13 protein-coding genes are annotated in these 17,673 nt (G+C 54.9%); 11 read left to right on the top strand and 2 right to left on the bottom strand.

Annotated elements, in window-relative coordinates:
* Positions 1-73 precede the first annotated feature (73 nt).
* The 3 genes from QEO92_RS31050 (at position 74) to QEO92_RS31040 (ending at position 3,902) form a co-directional block, all read left to right on the top strand.
* Positions 74-1,285: a polysaccharide pyruvyl transferase family protein gene (locus QEO92_RS31050; RefSeq protein WP_227705867.1), complete on the top strand. Its 1,212-nt coding sequence runs from the start codon at positions 74-76 to the stop codon at positions 1,283-1,285.
* A gap of 102 nt (positions 1,286-1,387) precedes the next feature.
* Positions 1,388-2,908: an oligosaccharide flippase family protein gene (locus tag QEO92_RS31045; protein ID WP_081952651.1), complete on the top strand. Its 1,521-nt coding sequence runs from the start codon at positions 1,388-1,390 to the stop codon at positions 2,906-2,908.
* A 4-nt stretch (positions 2,909-2,912) separates the two neighbouring features.
* A complete protein-coding gene (locus tag QEO92_RS31040) occupies positions 2,913-3,902 on the top strand; it encodes a glycosyltransferase (protein WP_227705866.1) in 990 nt (329 codons plus the stop codon).
* A 16-nt stretch (positions 3,903-3,918) separates the two neighbouring features.
* Here QEO92_RS31040 and QEO92_RS31035 read toward each other — a convergent pair whose 3' ends face one another.
* Positions 3,919-7,422: a chemotaxis protein CheB gene (locus tag QEO92_RS31035; protein WP_227705865.1), complete on the bottom strand. Its 3,504-nt coding sequence runs from the start codon at positions 7,420-7,422 to the stop codon at positions 3,919-3,921.
* 662 nt (positions 7,423-8,084) lie between these two features.
* On the opposite strand from QEO92_RS31035, the gene QEO92_RS31030 reads away from it, so the two are divergent.
* The 4 genes from QEO92_RS31030 (at position 8,085) to QEO92_RS31015 (ending at position 13,184) form a co-directional block, all read left to right on the top strand.
* Positions 8,085-8,870, top strand: coding sequence for a LuxR C-terminal-related transcriptional regulator (locus QEO92_RS31030; RefSeq protein ID WP_227705864.1), 786 nt, complete (start codon positions 8,085-8,087; stop codon positions 8,868-8,870).
* Positions 8,871-9,242: 372 nt separating this feature from the next.
* Positions 9,243-10,649 carry a glutamate-1-semialdehyde 2,1-aminomutase gene (locus QEO92_RS31025; protein WP_227705863.1) on the top strand — a complete coding sequence of 469 codons (1,407 nt, stop codon included), beginning with the start codon at positions 9,243-9,245 and terminating at the stop codon, positions 10,647-10,649.
* 110 nt (positions 10,650-10,759) lie between these two features.
* Entirely contained in the window at positions 10,760-11,833 is a 1,074-nt protein-coding gene (locus QEO92_RS31020) for an NAD-dependent epimerase/dehydratase family protein (RefSeq protein ID WP_227705862.1), read from the top strand.
* A 7-nt stretch (positions 11,834-11,840) separates the two neighbouring features.
* Positions 11,841-13,184, top strand: a complete 1,344-nt coding sequence (locus QEO92_RS31015; RefSeq protein WP_037145564.1) for a DUF4910 domain-containing protein — start codon at positions 11,841-11,843, stop codon at positions 13,182-13,184.
* Here the strand turns inward: QEO92_RS31015 and rfbC are convergent.
* A complete protein-coding gene (rfbC, locus tag QEO92_RS31010) occupies positions 13,171-13,722 on the bottom strand; it encodes a dTDP-4-dehydrorhamnose 3,5-epimerase (RefSeq protein WP_037146077.1) in 552 nt (183 codons plus the stop codon). The genes QEO92_RS31015 and rfbC overlap by 14 nt on opposite strands.
* A 292-nt stretch (positions 13,723-14,014) precedes the next feature.
* Here rfbC and QEO92_RS31005 point away from each other — a divergent pair, with 292 nt between their 5' ends.
* From QEO92_RS31005 to QEO92_RS30990, 4 genes are all read left to right on the top strand, one after another.
* The gene (locus QEO92_RS31005; RefSeq protein ID WP_227705860.1) at positions 14,015-15,307 is read left to right on the top strand and encodes a class I SAM-dependent methyltransferase; all 1,293 of its coding nucleotides are present in this window, start codon (positions 14,015-14,017) and stop codon (positions 15,305-15,307) included.
* Positions 15,304-16,116: a glucose-1-phosphate cytidylyltransferase gene (locus QEO92_RS31000; RefSeq protein WP_037145562.1), complete on the top strand. Its 813-nt coding sequence runs from the start codon at positions 15,304-15,306 to the stop codon at positions 16,114-16,116. Before QEO92_RS31005 ends, QEO92_RS31000 begins: the two co-directional genes overlap by 4 nt.
* Positions 16,113-16,766, top strand: a complete 654-nt coding sequence (locus tag QEO92_RS30995) for a PIG-L deacetylase family protein (protein ID WP_037145561.1) — start codon at positions 16,113-16,115, stop codon at positions 16,764-16,766. The genes QEO92_RS31000 and QEO92_RS30995 overlap by 4 nt, the downstream gene beginning before the upstream one ends.
* A gap of 109 nt (positions 16,767-16,875) precedes the next feature.
* Positions 16,876-17,646 (top strand): helix-turn-helix transcriptional regulator, encoded by a 771-nt coding sequence (locus tag QEO92_RS30990; RefSeq protein WP_227705859.1) that lies wholly within the window; start codon positions 16,876-16,878, stop codon positions 17,644-17,646.
* The last annotated feature ends 27 nt before the right edge of the window (positions 17,647-17,673 follow it).

The following is a 17,673-nucleotide window of genomic DNA, read 5'->3' as shown; positions in this document are numbered from 1 at the left end:
TCGTCGAGCCGATATCAGTGTCTTTAGAAGCGACGGTATCACCGGCTGCAGTCTCGCGCTCATGGAAGACCAGATGAAGATCAGCCTGCTCGGGCAATTCGGATCCGGCAACTCCGGCAATGACGGGTCATTGGAGGCGATGCTCATCTATTTGCGCAAGTTGCGGCCTGACGCTGAATTTTTATGTATCTGCTCCAACCCGGCCGTCATTGAAGCACGTTATAATATACGGTGTATGAGCGTTGGCGGCCCCGCCCTTTCCGCTCCATGGGCCAGGAGGCTGGACAGGCTCCTCCTGAAACTGCCCCGTCGGCTGGCGTTGCTCGGCATCGCGATTGCACAACTGAACGGGTTTGATTTGATGATCATCCCAGGAACCGGGATCCTCGATGATTTCCAGGAGAATGCGTTTGGCTGGCCATTCGTGATCTTCTGCTGGTGCCTCGTCGCCCGGCTATGCCGAACTGAGATCGCTTTCGTCAGCATCGGTGCGGGACCGATAAAAGGCCGCCTCAGCCGATGGTTTCTTGTGTCTGCGGCAAAGATGGCCTCATACCGGTCATATCGCGACGATTACTCTTTGGAATATATGCGGTCACTCGGTGTCGACGTTTCCCGCGATCACCGCTACCCGGACATTGCCTTCAGCCTTCCACTTCCCGCATGCGGCCCTGAAAAGTCGGCCGGTGAAGGTTTGTGCGTTGGAGTCGGCATCATGCGTTATCGCGGATGGCAGCCCGGCGAGTCTCATGCCGACGCGATCTATGAAAACTACATCCGCAAGATCTCCGCTTTCACGAATTGGCTTGTCGCGGAAGGATACCGTGTCAATCTGTTTATGGGGGACGTCACCGACCAGCGCGCGTGCGACGATATTGTCGACATCCTCGCAAACACGGTCGCAAAAGCGGACTGGGCTCGGGTCGAGATCGCTTCGGGAGGAGGATCACTCCACGACCTGATGAAGCGGATCTCAACCGTCGATCTGGCGGTCGTCTCGCGGTATCACAATCTCGTCTGCGCATTGAAGCTTGGCCGGCCGACGATATCGCTCGGATATGCGAGGAAGAATGATGATCTGATGCGGGATTTCGGCCAACAGCAATTTTGTCGGCATATAGAAGCATTCGACGTGGACGGACTTCAGAACCTGTTTCTGGAGATGCTCGATAATCGAGAAGCCATCAAACACCAGATCAGCCTCGTAAATGAGCGTTTCCAAAGTCAGCTTCTCGAGCAGCAGCAGATTTTGGGCAAGCAGTTGCTTTCAGCGCCTCCGGTCTGACGTGAGTACAAAACAACATCTGGAATGACGCATGCCCAATCCTTGAGTAGCCCCGGGGGTCTTTAAAATGTATCGGCACAGGAAAAGAACCGACTATCTCCATTGGATCGCAAGGTTCACCGGATTTCGGAGCGGCACATGAGTACCCCTCGCCGCGCGTTCATTATGTCGTCGATAGAGCAGTATCTGAGCCTGGCTATCAACATCACAGTCGTGGCCGCGATGGCACGATTGTTGACGCCTGATGCCATCGGGCACGCGGTGACGGGTATTGGTATTGGCGCGATCGCCCTGTCGCTGCGAGAATTCGTGACGCCGGAATTTCTCATTCAAAGGCCGCAGATCGAGGAAAAGGATCTCCGAACCTCCTTTACGATGCTCTTTGTGCTCACCGTGTTGATCACTGTTGGAATCCTGATCATCTCAAACGAGATCGCGCAGTTTTATGATTCACCCGAACTGCCGCTATTTCTGTTTCTTATCATGATGTCGGCCTTCGCCGACGTGGTTTCGCAGCCGATTGTCGCAACCCTGCGGCGTAATATGGCGTTTGGCGTGCTCGCCAAAATCCGCAGTGCCGCCCTGCTCGTTTCCGCTTCGTCGACGATCCTGCTGGGATTTCTCGGTTTCGGTTATATCAGTTATGCATGGGCTACGCTCGCCGGCGCAATCACGCTCGCCGGCTTGTCTGCTTTTGTCTCTCCCCATTCTCTCGTCCTTATATGCCGGCCGAGTTTGGAATCCTGGCGGACGGTGGCTGCGTTCGGGCGTTTCAAGGGAGCTTCTCAGGCAGTCGATCGCATCTATGAAACTGTTCCGCAGCTGATCCTCGGCAAGATCATATCGATGTCCTCTGTCGGTCTTTACAATCGAGCCAACACCTTGTGCGGAATTCCCGACAGGATCGTCATGTCGGCCTTCTATGCGATGGCCTTTCCGGCTCTGGCTGCCAGCGTACGAGGGGGCGGAAACATCAAGAAAGCCTACCTCAATACGCTCAGCTATCTGTCAGGACTCTATTGGCCGGGCGTACTTCTCATCGCACTGACAGCCACCCCCATCGTCGATCTCATTCTCGGGCCTCAATGGGGTGATGCAATTCTGCTCGTTCGACTTCTTTCGCTTGCGGCAGTTTTCTGGTTCGCAGTCGTTGTCACCAATCCGCTGCTGCTTGCACTCGGGCACAACCGTGACGCGTTTCTCTCCGGTTTCCTGTGCCGTTGCCTGGCATTGGTCCTGCTCTGCGGGGCCAGCACCTATGGCATCACGGCCATGGCAGCAAGCCAATTCATCTCGCTACCCGCACAGATGCTGATCTCTCTATATTTTGCCAGGAAACACCTGGGATTTACATTCGCGGAACTGATGGCGGCAATTCTTCCAAGCGTCGTCGTCACCTTTTTTTCCCTGATGGGACCGCTGGCGTTTCTTGCCTTCAACGGGTGGAACCTTCAGATGAACTTCCTGCATTTCGGGCTGATGCTTTTGACCGCCGCTGCAGGGTGGCTCCCGGGCGTGATTGTCGCAAATCATCCATTTCTGACGGAAATTCGGTTGATCCTGCGTACGCTGTCAAACGCAGCGCCGTGGCTGCGCCGACACTTTCCGGCCTTGAGAGCATAGACAGATGAGGACCGTTGACGTCGTCGTACCCAACTATAATTACGGAAGATACCTGCGCACCTGCGTGGAAAGCATCCTGAATCAGGAAGAGGTCCAGGTCCGCGTCCTGATTATCGACAATGCATCGACGGACGACAGCGCGGAGATCGCACGATCGCTCGCCCACGACAACCGTGTCGAGCTTATTCTCCGCCAGGAAAACCTGGGAACGCATGCCTCCTTCAATCAGGGCGTGGATTGGGCCCAGGGCGACTATTTCCTGCTGCTGTTCTCCGATGACTTTCTCGTCCCCGGAGCTCTAAAGCGCGCGGTCGACCTCATGGAGCGCAACACGTCGATCGCATTCTGCTATGGACTGGACGTCGCTGTTGAAGACGACGCGCCAATTCCCCGGATTCCAGCTCAACCCTATCCAACGCCGTTCGAACTTCACGAAGGTCGAGCCTTCATCGAACGCTTCTGCAGGATGGGAGTGTTCCAGATACCCGGATCATCTGTCGTCGTAAGGACGAGCATCCAGAAGCGCGTCGGCCATTATCGCACTGACTTACCCCACAGCGACGACTATGAAATCTGGCTGCGGCTGGCGTTGCATGGCTCAGTAGCCGAGATTGGATGTGTCCAGGCCGGTATTCGGTCACATGCGAACAACCGCTCCAAGGCATTTGCGTCGCGCCAGATACAGCACATCCTTCATACGGCCGCGGCTGCCGAGAGCTTCTTCAGCCATGAAGGAAAGAACATGGTGGGCAGTGACGCAATGCGGCAGCTGGCCCGGCGGGGTATTGCAAACCGAGCCTACTGGTCCGGCATCTCTCACCTTCTCCGGGGAGATATCGAGGCTTTCAAATTGTTGAGGCAGGCTTTTCGCATCTCACCACTTAAGGCTTTTCTGCCACCTGTCGGCTATCTCCTGCATCGGCCCGACGCCGGTCGCCGCATAAGATTTCTTCTTTCAGGATGGCCGGAAATTTTCAGACGCCGCTTTCATTGATGCATGCGGCCCGACACTATTCCTCTGCCATAACCACAAGCCGCAGCAAGGCGGGAAAAGAGGACGAGCCTGTTCTGCGCATGATGGAAGCCCGATGGTTTTCAACAGTCCGCTGACTCAATCCCAGCTCTGCAGCGATGATCTTGTTCGGCTGTCCGAGGATAATTCTGTCCAGGATCTGCCGCTGCCTCCGCGTCAAGGCAGCGAGCTTGGTACGGGCCGCGTCACGGCGGCCGGAACGGTCATTTGTATCGCGCACCTGTTCGAGCGCCGTTGTGACGCTCCGTTGAATATCCTCAAGGGAAAAAGGTTTCTCAATGAAGTCCGCCGCCCCGTGCTTCATCGCATCGACGGCCATGCGCACATCGCTGTGACCGGTGATGACAATGACGGGAAAACGATGCTGTCTTTCCTTTAATATGCGCAACAGTTCAAGCCCGCTCATGCCGAGCAGATAGGCATCCAGCACAAGGCAGCCCGGTCTGTCCGGATCGTAGCCGGCCAGGAACTCTTCTGCACTGGCGTAAGTCAGGACTGCCCAGCCCATCCCCTCGAAGAGGGTGCGTATACTCTCCCGAACGCCTAGCTCATCGTCGATCACCTCGATCAGTGGACTGAGAGCGGCGTCCGACCTCGCGGCATGACTATCGTCTGTTGCATTCCCCTTGTCGGAATGCGCAAGAAGGTCATCGACCGCCTGAATGACCTCCCTCAGCTTCACCGGTTTGTTCAGGTGCGGGATATCGTGCTGGGCATATTTTTTGAGTGCGTTGCTCGATATGTTGCCTGTCAGTATCAATCCGGGAATCCGACGCCCGAGGATATTGCGTATGTTCTCAATCGTCGCGAGGCCGTCCATTGCCGACGAGATATTGTAATCTGCCAGGACAAAGGTCGGTATGAAGCGTCCCTGCTTGACAAGGGTTACCGCCTCGAAAGCGTTAGTTGCGGTCGCGACGGTATGCCCGGCCTGCTCCAACCCCATTCTCAACAAGTCTCGCATTGCATCCTCATCCTCTATGATAAGGATTGATGCCACTGGAGAGTTTTGAGGCCTTTCCGTCCGAAGTTCCAACGAGGGCAACGCCACCAGGGGTTGGTCGATAGCAGCGCGATCGATCTCGATCGAGAAAACCGATCCCTTCTGAAGCTGTGACCGTATTGAAATCTTCGATCCGAGCAGATCGCTCAGACGCTTAACGATTGAAAGGCCTAACCCCAGACCACGGTCTCTGCCCCGAATGGGCATGTCGAGCTGATGGTATTCGTTGAAGATCTTTTCGATCTGATTTTCGGGAATCCCTATGCCGGTGTCCCAGACTTCAAGCCGAAGTTTGCTGCCATGCCGACGACATCCGAGAAGGATCTTTCCGCTCAGCGTGTATTTGAGCGCATTCGACATGAGATTGCGGAGGATTTGCTCCAACAGACGTGGATCCGTGCGTACCGCCAGCCCGCAAGGGACAACCCGCAGTTCGAGTCCTTTTGCACGCGCGGGGTAGAAGAACTCCTTCTGCATCCGAACCAGGAGATTGGTGATTGCAAAGCTCTCAAACTTCGGCTGCACCATGCCGGCTTCGATCTGATTGATGTCGAGAACCGTATTGAGAATGCCCGACATCGAGGCGAGCGTCTCTTCCATCCTCAGTACAAGTGTTCGCGGCTGCTCGTCTTTGACCATTTTCTCCAACAGCCCCTGGAGGAGTTTCAGCGTCTGCAGAGGCTGACGAAGATCATGACTGGCGGCAGCCAGAAAGTGAGATTTTGCTTGAGTGGCGAGCTCCGCGGATCTCTTCGCCGCCTCTCTATCCTGCAGGATCTGCTTCTGAATGCTCACATCGATGAAGATAACCACAACCCCCTCGATCCGGCCTTCCTGGGTTCGGTAGGGCCTTATCCGGCGGATGTACCAGCGGTCGTCGCGCGCACTGATCTCTCTTTCGACTGCCCCCTCACTTTTCAGGACGTCGAGCGCATCAGCCTGCAACGTCCCATCATCCGTCAATGTCGTGAAGTCGGAAAGCGGCCGCCCAACATCGGAAGATATTATGTTGAACAGAGACCGGGTTGCAGGCGTAAAAAAGCGGATATTCAATTCGGTATCGAGATACAGCGTAGCAATGTCTGTACTGTTGAGAATATTCTCGAGATCCTTCGAGATTGCCCGCTGGCTCTCCAAAGCCTCCCGGAGCTGATTGTTGACAGACGCCAGCCCCTGGTTCGAAGACTGCAATTCCTTTTGGGAGGTTACGAGCTCTTCGTTTGCCGCCTGGTATTCCTCATTGAGAGAGAGAGCTTCTGCATTGATGATCTGCTGCTCCTCGCCTGCGGTCTGCAGGTTCCGGATGGCGGCCTGCAATTCGGCCCGCGTCTCCTCCAGCTCGGCCACAAGCTCCGCAACGCGAGCATCATCTGCACGTGCGCCCTGCGGCCGCTCCATCCCATGGTCCGGAGAAATATCCTCGACGAAGCAAACCAGAAAATAGTGTTCCCCGTGGTCGATCAGTGGCTCGATGTGAATGCTGAAATGAATCTTGTCGCCGTTGTTTTCGATCATTGCTCCTGTTGCGACGAAAGGCTTTCGGTCTTCCGTCGCGTGTTGGATCGCAGATCTGAGTTTTCTATGAAGTCTCTTGGGGGTTATGGCGAAAAGATTGTGAGATGCGGACCCCGGCGCGACATTGAGGAATTTAGCCAGTAAGCCGGTCGAATAGAGGCATTCATGTCGCCGATCGATAAGAAGCGCCGCCGGAGCATAACGATCAAGCAAGACCCGAGAGACGGATTCAGCCAGGGAACCTTTTCCGGAGGGTGGGAATGTGCGCTCGGGACGGGTCGCCAATCGAGCGCGGAGGTTTGCTGGAGCCACAGGTGTCCGGTTGAGGATTGCTTCCGGCATCCTTGCAACAGGCAGGATGACCGGATCTGTAGCCGACCTGATCGCATTGCGCGGCATACCGTCGAACTCGGCCTCTTGCGGATCCTGTACGACGACGAGGCCGCCGGCATCCGTTATTGAGGCGACCGCAGCAGAGCCATCAGCCCCGGTACCGGACAAGATGACTGCAACCGCGCGGGCACCATATTCGCGCGCCAGGGAATATAACAGGAAATCAAATGATAACCGCGCATCGCCCTGGGTAGGAGGCGGGGCGAGATGAAGCCTGCCCGCTTCCGCCTCCATGTAGAGTTCCGGCGAAATGATATAGAGATGCTCGGGTTTGATGACGATGCCATCCGTTGCTTGGAGCACCTTCAATGAAGTCTCAGCCGACAGCAATTCGGCCAACATGCCTCGGTGAGCCGCATCGAGATGCTGCACAAGCATGAATGCGCATTCGGTCCGGTAGGGCAAGGCTTTCAAAAGCGAGCTGACCGCATTCAGCCCTCCCGAGGATGCGCCTATGCCAACCACCTTGAAGCCGGTTATCGGGTTCGACGCGAGGCCATGTAACGGTTCGTCCGAATCTCTGCCGGATCGCCGCGCCTTTCTTCTTCGACTGAAGCGGCGTTTCACCATACTTACTTCCCGCCTGCTGTTTTGATGAAGGACCGCCGGTGCCAGTTGCTTGTCCCTCGACGAAGTGAGAGGACTTCATCGGCTCGGCGAGCATTCCTTAGGTTTCGAGATCATGTTGTCACTAGCGGGTTCGGTGATGACCAACTCCGATGGTAAAAGACGCCATCCTGGATTGTTTCAGGCTCTTCCGTTCAGCCGCGGTTTCCGATGAAATCGAGCGGCTCGGCCAGGTTTCTATATAGTTTCGGTTTCGATATATTACCTAGATACGCCCCCGAAAGGGATATACCCTTAAGTTGTAGGGCATTGCCCAAATAATTAAGCAGGGGATCAAGCCAGTAATTTTTCACGTTTTCTTACCTATTTTGATGCAATTCCGCGCCCCCGATTTTTGTCGTATTAATGAAGGTATACGAAGAATTAGGTATTTTCCGATGCTTTTCCACTTGCGTCGCTCCATTGTAGCTTACTGCCATGAGAGAGTGCCTGGGCACGTTGTGCACCAAGTCGGAAGCATCGCGTAGCGCCTCAGCTCTAAGCAAACATCGGAAAAATCACCTCAACGAAAGTATTGTGTTTACATTTGCAAGTTTTTATTTAATAGAGTTAAAATATAATAAAAAATTCAACGGGATCACAATTATGTGAAGCCGAAGATTTACTTGAATCCAGCACTTTCGCTGGAAATAAGGGTTGGAAGGGGGAAAAAAGTGGCAACAGCAATCCCTACTTATGGCTATATGCCGAACGCGGCGCGATTTAGGGTGGTCGCCAATTCGATGCGCGGCTCCGAAATGCCCGACACAGAGACACCTAAACTGGCGATTATCGATGATCGAGCGCTAGACCGTGAATGCCTGGCTCAAAGTCTGATTGCTCATGGGCTCGGGATGGATGTGGAACTGTTCTCGTCGCTCGATATGTGGAGGAACACCGCAGAATCCCGGCACGCCGGCATTTTGATCAATATCGGCCGGAACGACGTCTGCGACGATCTCTTTATAAATGATCTCAAACGCCTTATTTCGGAATTTCCGGAACTACCTATTGTCATTCTGGCGGAAAATCGTGACCTCCGGCAAATTCTCCGGGCTTTTGAAGCCGGTGTCCGAGGATATATCTCCTCGGCGATCGGGTTGAATGTTTGCGTCGGCGCCATTTCACTGGCTCTGGCGGGAGGTAAGTTTATCTCGGTGGAAAACCCGGATGACCTTCGTCAGTTGCTCGTTGTAGCCGAGGACAAGGAGCGGCGCCGGACAGCCATGTTCACACAACGTGAAGCCGATGTGATCGACGCACTGACACGCGGAAAGCCCAATAAGATCATTGCCTATGAGCTCAATCTCCGCGAAAGCACGGTCAAGGTCCACATCCGGAATATCATGAAAAAGCTGCATGCCAGAAACAGGACGGAGATCATTTTCAAGATATCCGATTTGTTTAAGTAGAAATCCCCATTCTGGCTTCTCTATCAAGGCCGCGCGGTCGATCCTCGTCTGAGGCGTGCTCGCCTCGATGGATCTTGGTGGTTCACCCCCGCATAACTGACGGGTATGCGCCGGTCGCACGCCATCTGCCCCTCGGAAGAGAACGATCTCCTGTGACCGGCTCTTTGTCGCAACGGACTCAAAAACAGAGGCGTTGTCAGATCATTTGCTCTTCGTAGCCAATGAAATCCGCTCATATCGTTTTCGATCCGGTTCATGAATGCATAACCTAAACCTTTCGATCGAGCCGGCCCGTCAAATGGTGGAATGAAAACGTGCAGCCCGGATACGGTATTAATCGTCATTCGAAGATCGCAACCGGGGGCCTCGTAGATGGAAAACCTGATCCAAAATTTTGAAAACTCTGATCGTCTTCGCAAGCGGGCACACCAGCTCATACCTGGCGGTGCCCACACTTACGCGAAGGGAGATGATCAATATCCCATCCTTTCCCCCGGCTTCATCGAAAAAGGGTATGGCTGCCACGTCTGGGATGTCGATGGCAACGAATATATCGAGTACGGAATGGGCAACAGGGCTGTCGGCCTCGGCCACGCCTATTTCCACGTTGTCGATGCGGCCAGAGCGGAACTGGAGCGAGGCTGCAATTTCACGCGTCCGTCCCGGATCGAGATCGATTGCGCCTCCGCATTTCTGGAAACGATTACAACCGCCGAGATGGTCAAGTTCTGCAAGAATGGTTCGGATGCGACGTCAGCGGCCATGCGCCTTGCAAGGGCGGTCACGGGACGGAATCTCATCGCCCGTTGCAGCGATCACCCATTCTTTTCGGTCGATGACTGGTTCATCGGGACAACCGAGATGAATGCGGGAATTCCAAAAGCGATTCAGTCTCTTACAGTCGGCTTCAAGTACAACGATCTGGAAAGCGCGCGCAGTCTCTTCAGCCGATATCCGGGCCAGATCGCGGCATTCATCCTGGAAGCGTCGCGCGGAGAAGATCCGAAGGACCATTACCTTCACGAGCTGAAAACACTATGTCACGAAAACGGTACCTTGTTCATTCTTGATGAGATGATCACCGGTTTTCGGTGGCACACCGGCGGCGCACAGAAAGCCTATGGTATCATGCCGGATCTGTCGTGTTTCGGCAAAGCGCTGGGCAACGGTTTTTCCATTTCCGCGCTTGCCGGAAAGCGAGAATTCATGGAACGCGGCGGTATCGAGCAGACTTCCAAGCCGCGCGTATTTCTGCTTTCGACGACCCATGGTGCGGAAACCCACGCAATGGCGGCGGCTATCGCCACCATGCACGTCTATCGACATGAACCCGTCGTTGAGCATCTCGTCCGCCAGGGAAATCTGTTACGGGCAGCGGTCAACCAGGTTGCTGCAGGCCATGGGCTTGCAAACCACTTTGGCGTCCACGGTCATCCGGCCTGCCTCACCTATTCGACCCTTGATCAAGAAGGAAAAGCCTCCCAGGCCTTTCGCTCCCTCTTCCTGCAGGAAACCATACGCCGCGGTCTTCTCGCCCCGTCGCTGGTCGTCAGCTATACACACATGGACGACGACATAGAAAGAACGGTTGGCGCTATCGATGGGGCGCTCGGCATCTACAAGAAAGCACTGGAACATGGCGTCGAGAAATATCTCATCGGGAGACCCTCCGATGTTGTCTTCCGGCGCTTCAACCAACAATCGCCGGTCGCATACCACCCGGAGCCAACGCCAGCTGCGCCAACCGCTCTGAGATCGTCAGAAAGACGTAGTGGCTAGGATTGCATCATCAAATCGCATGCCTGCAGCGACCGGTTTCCTCAGTCCAACACTGCCTGTCGAGGCGATACGCTTCTCCGCGTCAAGAGCTGCTGAGAAGGAAAACGGCAATGAGAGTTCTGGTTACCGGCCACAGAGGATATATCGGCTCGGTCATGGTGCCCATGCTGCTGAAGGCGGGCCATGAGGTTCACGGGTATGACAGCGAATTCTACCATCGCTGCACCTACTTTCCCGGAGGGCAGTTGCCCAGGGTCCCGGGCGTGTGCAAGGACGTTCGCGACATAACACAAGCCGACCTCGAGGGATTTGAGGCGGTCATCCATCTGGCCGCACTTTCCAATGACCCGCTGAGTAATCTCAATCCGGAGATAACCTACGAAATCAACTACCGCGGCAGCGTCCGCACGGCGGTCGCCGCCAAGAAAGCCGGTGTGAAGCGCTTTCTGTTTGCTTCGTCCTGCAGCAACTATGGCGCAGCCGGCGAAGGCTTCGTCAATGAGACCGCGGAACTGAAACCCGTCTCGGCCTATGGCATCTCCAAGGTTCTCGCCGAACAGGAAATCGCAGGCCTTGCCGACGCCAACTTCTGCCCCGTGTACATGCGGCCGGCGACCGCCTACGGGCTTTCTCCCATGCTCCGTTTCGATATCGTGCTCAACAATCTGACGGCTTGGGCCGTGACCGAAAAGCTTATCCTGCTGAAGTCCGATGGCACGCCATGGCGTCCGATCGTTCATATCGAGGATATATCGCGCGCATTTCTGGCGGCGCTGGAGGCACCGGCTGACGACGTCCGCAATCAGGCGTTCAATGTGGGCCAGGACGCACACAATTATCAGATCAAGGAGATCGCCGAGATCGTCGCCATGACGGTTCCCGGATGCCGCCTGCAATATGCAAGTGACGCAAGTCCGGATACCCGTTCCTATCGCGTGGATTTCGGTAAGATTAAGCGAACGCTCCCGGCTTTCAAACCGACCTGGACCGCGGCCGCCGGCGCCGCGCAGCTTTACAAGGCCTATACGAGCGCCGGCCTCACGCTCGCCGAGTTTGAAGGCCCGCATTATCAGCGCATCGGCCAGATTCAAAAGCTTATCCGTGATCACGAGATCGATGAAAATCTGCGACGCCCGCGGCGGATGCCGGAACCCGCCACCCATATTGCGGCAGCCGGAATCTGAGGCCGACATGGATAGCGTTGGGAAAACGCTCGGCTCATCCGCGGCTTCCCGGAATGACAGAGAAATGGGACAGGCGATCTACATGCTCGCCTGTCGGCTCTTTCCGATATGCCGCAGCATCACGGGCAAGGGCGTCAGGGATACGATCCGCATCATGCGAGATTATATCGATGTCGAGTGCCGGGAGGTTCCGAGCGGCATACGCGTTTTCGATTGGACGATTCCCGACGAATGGACTGTCAGAGACGCGTATGTGAAGGATTCCAGCGGACGGAAAGTCATCGATTTCTCGGCGTCCAACCTCCATCTCATGAGCTACAGCATTCCGGTACGGCGCGTTATGCCGTTGGCGGAGCTAAAAACTCATATCTATACCTTGCCGGCACAGCCGGACCTCATTCCTTACAAGACCGCCTACTACACCGATGCCTGGGGCTTCTGCATGGCGCACCGGGAGTTCTTGAAACTCCGGGATGACGTCTACGACGTCGTCATCGATACCGAAAAGCGGCCGGGCCATCTCGTCTATGGCGAATATCTTCACGCGGGGGCGAGTAAAAAGGAAGTCCTCCTTTATGCACACATCTGCCATCCGTCGCTCGCAAACGACAATTGCTCCGGGTTGGCATTGCTTACATGCCTCGCCGCGTACATGAAGGCGGCCAGCACGCATTATAGCTATCGTTTCATATTCGCGCCGGGAACCATCGGTTCGCTCGCCTGGCTGGCCAATAACGAACATCGTCTTTCGGATATAGCTCACGGCCTCGTTCTGTCCTGCATTGGAGACGGCGCGGTTCCGAACTACAAGCGAAGCCGGCGAGGCAATACGATGATCGATCGCATTGCCGCCTGCACGCGTTGCGGAGATGAGAGTATCCCTCTCACCATCAAGGACTTCAGTCCCTACGGATATGACGAGCGACAGTTTTGTTCGCCGGGTTTCGATCTTCCCGTGGGCCTTCTGCAGAGAAGTGCATTCGGCACCTTTCCCGAATATCATACATCAGCTGACAATCTTGATTTCATTCGTCCGGAACATCTCGGAACCTCCTTCCGAATGGTAAAGGACATGATCGATGCATTGGAAGGGAACTGGACACCTCTGAACCTCTCTCCCAAGGGAGAGCCGCAATTGAGCAAGTACGGGCTTTTCTCCGTCATCGGAGGACACAAGACCAACAGCGACCGAACCCTGGCATATCTATGGGTGCTCAATCTCTCTGATGGACACAACTCGTTGCTGGACATTTCGGAAAGATCGAAGATGCCGTTTTCGGAGATCGCCGCTGCGGCCGCCGCGCTTCTGGAAGTCGGACTGATTGCGAACCTGGGCTTCACAGAACAGTAGAAATGTCGGACATGGCCCATCTGGGCCAGCTCAGATCCCGCTCCGAAATCACCGATGGCTTTGCCGGCCAGCTGATACCGATCGCAGGCTCGTCATAGCGTATGCCACAGGCACTATCTGCGGCATATGGTGCTGAGATCATGTAAGAAACGGCGACGTCACCGCTAAGCGACTGGAAACCGTGCGCAAATCCCTCGGGAATGTAGAACTGCAATCCGTTCTCGGCCGAGAGTACCGCGGCAACCCAATGCAGGTAGGTTAAAGAGCTGCGGCGCAAATCCACCGCCACATCCCAGATCGTTCCCCTTACACAGGAGACCAGTTTGGTCTCCTGATGCGGTGTTTTCTGGAAATGAAGTCCACGCAGCGTGTGTTTGAGTGTCGATATGGAAATGCTGTGCTGAACGAAGTCGGTCGCCAGGTTGTGGTCAGAGAATTCTTGCTTGCAGAACGTCCTTGCGAAAGAGCCGCGCTGGTCAACGAACCGCTCGGGCTCAATGAGCCAAAGACCTTCAATTTTCGTTCTGACAAACCGCATTGCTACCTCCGCAGCGGACGTGATCCCCATCCCTCAGACCAATGACTTTCCTTCACCCCGCTCATCCCGCAAAGTGATCTATAAGTTGTATTAGCCACCGCCCCCCAAATGTGATCACAAAACTGAAAAACTACAACCATTTGATAAGATCGCTAAAAGACAGATGTCTAATACATCTTTTGGATGATACCCTACATCGGAATACAATATCGCTTCCTCCGTCCTTCCGTAATAAAGTCTTTCCAATAATAAAAACGACATTCAATTAATATACGTAAACGGGGGTGACGATATGAATGGCGGGACTGAAGTTTCCTTCAGCATGGATACTGCGCAAAATGTGGGGCTGTGCCGGCTATGCGGCTCACCACTCCAACATACATTCGCCGATCTCGGCATGTCGCCGCCCTGCGAAAGTTTTGTGCCTGCAGGGGCTATCAATAACATGGAACCATATTATCCGCTGCACGCTTTCGTTTGCAGTGAATGTTTCCTCGTCCAGCTCCAGGAATATGTCGAACCGCGGGATATATTTGAAGAATACGCTTATTTTTCTTCGTACTCGGATAGCTGGGTTGCGCACGCGAAGCAGTATTGCGAAGCGTCGATCGAGCGATTTGCATTGGATCACAATAGCTTTGTTGTTGAGATTGCCAGTAACGACGGCTACCTGCTGCAGCACTTCCTGAAGAAAGATATTCCCATTCTCGGCATCGAACCAGCGATCAATGTTGCGAAGGTCGCGGTACAAAAGGGTGTTCCGACCATCACCGATTTCTTCTGCAAGACATTGGCAAAGCAGATGGTAGCAGAAGGACGGCAAGCCGATCTCATCATCGGCAACAATGTCCTTGCCCAGGTGCCCAACCTCAACGATTTCGTTGCCGGCATGAAGGTTCTGCTCAAGCCATCGGGCGTGATCACGCTCGAATTCCCGCATATCGCGAGGCTGATCGAGGAAAACCAGTTCGACACGATCTATCACGAGCACTTCTCCTACTTCTCGCTTCTGACCATCGAAAAAATGGCTGAGCGGCATGATTTGAAGGTGTTTGACGTGGAGGAACTGCCCACCCATGGGGGGTCCCTGCGAGTCTATCTCACCCATGCCTCCAGCCTAAGGCAGCGTGAGCCCCGGGTGGACGCATTGCGACACCGTGAGAGCGAAGCCAGGCTCAACCAGATTGAAACTTACACCGCATTCGACGACGCGATACAGCAGACAAAGCGAAACCTCCTGTCGTTCCTCATACGTCTCAAGGAGATGCGCAAATCCATCTGCGCCTATGGCGCGCCCGGAAAAGGCAACACCCTGCTCAACTACTGCGGCATCGGCACGGATTTCATCGATTTCGCGGTGGATCGGAACCCCTACAAGCACGGCCGTTTCACCCCCGGCATGCATATCCCGATCAAGCCCGTCAGCGAGATCGAGCGTGCCAAACCGGATTACATTCTCATCCTGCCTTGGAATCTCAAGAGTGAAATCGTCAGTCAGATGAAGGACATCGGCAATTGGGGCGGCAAGTTCGTGATCCCGATACCGGACGTCTCCGTCATCGATCCGAAGGAGCTCGGACAATGAAGGTCGTCTTGTTCTGCGGCGGCAGAGGCACACGCATCCGCGAATATTCGGAAAGCGTCCCGAAGCCCCTCATCCCGCTCGGCTCCCAACCCATCATGCGCCATGTCATGGAATATTACTCCAGCTTTGGGCATGACGACTTCATCCTCTGCCTTGGCTACAAGGCGAGCACCATCAAGGACTTCTTTCTCAACAGCAGGCCGGAAAGCTATAGTGATTGCATCATATCGAGCTCCGGACGGGTCGAGATGCTCGAGGGTCCGCCCAGAGATTGGCGTGTGTCGCTGATCGACACGGGCATCTGGCGCAATATTGGCGAGCGTCTGTGGGCGGTGCGCCATCACCTCGATAACGAAAAGATATTCCTGGCGAACTATAGCGATGGCCTGACGGATGTCGATCTCGATGACATGATCGAGCGGTTTGAAAAAAGCGACAAGATTGCGTGTTTCCTCGCGGTGCGTCCTCCTCTCACCTACCACCTTGCCGATATCGAGGAGAACGGACGGGTCAAGGAGTTCAGATCGTCCGAGACGTCCGACATGTGGATCAACGGCGGCTATTTTCTGATGCGGAGAGAGATCTTCGACTACATGCGTGACGGTGAGGAACTCGTCCTGGAACCGTTCGCCCGTCTCATCGCCGAAGACAAACTGATGGCCTACAAGCATGAGGGCTTCTGGCGATCCATGGATACGCTTCGCGACTGGCAAACTTTGGAAGCCATGGTGGAGCGTGGTGATATGCCTTGGATAAGGCGCAATGCCACGACAAGAATGGCTCCCCAGGCGGCGGTACAGATCCCATGAAAAGGATATGTCTGGCCGCACCCGGCGATCGGTTGTCCGTGCTTTGTGTCGGAGCACACTCCGACGATATTGAGATCGGCGCCGGCGGCACGATCCTAAGTCTGCTTTCGGAGGGCGTGCAACTCGACGTGCACTGGTGCGTGTTGAGCGGTGGGAAGGAACGCGCGGCCGAAGCGCGGAACTCTGCTGAAGCGTTTCTGAGAAAAGCGGCGTCCTATTCCATCGAACTCGGATCGTTTCGGGACAGCTTCTTCCCGAGCCAAAGCAACGAGATCAAGTCCTGGCTCCTGGCTCTGCGTGAGAAGATCGATCCGGATGTGATCTTCACGCACAGCCGTGAGGATGCCCATCAGGATCATCGGGAGATCAACGAGTTAACGACCAACGTGTTTCGAGATCATCTCGTAATGGAATACGAGATTCCGAAGTGGGATGGGGATTTCTGCAGTCGCAACACCTACGTGCCGCTGACTGAGGATGCCTTGAACATGAAGGTTGCGCTTCTCCTGGAGCATTTCGGCACACAAAGGTCCAAAGACTGGTTCGATGCGGATACGTTCAAAGGCCTGGCCCGCCTGAGAGGCATGGAATGTCGTGCGCCGGCCCGTTTTGCAGAGGCATTTACCGTCAGGAAGTTTGTCCTGGTCTGAGTTCAATGAAAAGGCTGATCGGAGGGGGGGTCCTTCGATCGGTCAAGAAAGAAGAGAGCACATGTTCGTCTGAAATATCTGATGTCACAACAAGGGGGAGTACGTAGCGATGGTAGAGAACGATGGGATTTATAATTCTGCTCGGCTCGACAAATACGATGAGCTGCGAGGAAAACTACGACAAGACGACATCGAGAGCCCGCAGCTCGATCTTCGGTGCCGGACGGAAAGCGGATACATAACACTCATAGACCGGCGAACGCTGGAGCGCGAATGCCTGGCCCATGGCCTCAACTGCCATCATATCAATCGACGGGTCTTCACATTTTCCGATCTTCAGGAATGGCAGGAAGCGAGAGCGGATCTCGGCATACCCTCGGCGGTACTTTTCAACGCCGGCAATTGCGCGGCCAGCAACCAGCAGCTGGTCGCAGAGATCGCCGAACTCGTGGAGGCGGTGGCCCCGGCCGCGGTCGTGGTCCTGTCGGACAACCAGGATATCAACACGGTTCTGGACATAATCGGGCTCGGTGTTCGCGGCTATATACCGACCTCCGTCAGCATAGATGTGTGCATTCAGGCGATAAGCCTCGCGATCGCCGGCGGCAAGTTCATCCCGGCAAGCAGTATCGTCAATATAAGGGATCTTCTTGGCGTTTCGTCGCCCAGAACTATGCCGGCCATGAAATTCACAAATCGGCAATCCGCCATTGCACAGGCGCTGCGCTGCGGCAAGGCGAACAAGGATATCGCCTCGGAGCTCAACCTTTGTGAAAGCACGATCAAAGTGCATATCCGCAATATCATGAAGAAGCTTGGCGCAACCAATCGAACTGAGGTGGCCTGCAAGATCGGCGATATGGTGGTGTGTGAACACTAGCCGCATGTTTTGAGGCATATCGGAATA

Origin of the sequence: Neorhizobium petrolearium (assembly GCF_029854435.1) — a bacterium.
GTDB classification, from domain to species: domain Bacteria; phylum Pseudomonadota; class Alphaproteobacteria; order Rhizobiales; family Rhizobiaceae; genus Neorhizobium; species Neorhizobium petrolearium.
Note: the sequence above shows the minus strand (reverse complement) of the source record. Positions and strands in the feature narration are given on the sequence as shown.

Bases quoted from the DNA above. Each gene is read 5' to 3' on its own strand.
- QEO92_RS31020 (WP_227705862.1), top strand. From the start codon at position 10,760: ATGAGAGTTCTGGTTACCGGCCACAGAGGATATATCGGCTCGGTCATG.
- QEO92_RS31000 (WP_037145562.1), top strand. From the start codon at position 15,304: ATGAAGGTCGTCTTGTTCTGCGGCGGCAGAGGCACACGCATCCGCGAA.
- QEO92_RS30990 (WP_227705859.1), top strand. From the start codon at position 16,876: ATGGTAGAGAACGATGGGATTTATAATTCTGCTCGGCTCGACAAATAC.
- QEO92_RS31035 (WP_227705865.1), bottom strand. From the start codon at position 7,422: ATGGTGAAACGCCGCTTCAGTCGAAGAAGAAAGGCGCGGCGATCCGGC.
- QEO92_RS31050 (WP_227705867.1), top strand. From the start codon at position 74: ATGAAGATCAGCCTGCTCGGGCAATTCGGATCCGGCAACTCCGGCAAT.
- rfbC (WP_037146077.1), bottom strand. From the start codon at position 13,722: ATGCGGTTTGTCAGAACGAAAATTGAAGGTCTTTGGCTCATTGAGCCC.
- QEO92_RS31025 (WP_227705863.1), top strand. From the start codon at position 9,243: ATGGAAAACCTGATCCAAAATTTTGAAAACTCTGATCGTCTTCGCAAG.
- QEO92_RS30995 (WP_037145561.1), top strand. From the start codon at position 16,113: ATGAAAAGGATATGTCTGGCCGCACCCGGCGATCGGTTGTCCGTGCTT.
- QEO92_RS31040 (WP_227705866.1), top strand. From the start codon at position 2,913: ATGAGGACCGTTGACGTCGTCGTACCCAACTATAATTACGGAAGATAC.
- QEO92_RS31015 (WP_037145564.1), top strand. From the start codon at position 11,841: ATGGATAGCGTTGGGAAAACGCTCGGCTCATCCGCGGCTTCCCGGAAT.
- QEO92_RS31005 (WP_227705860.1), top strand. From the start codon at position 14,015: ATGAATGGCGGGACTGAAGTTTCCTTCAGCATGGATACTGCGCAAAAT.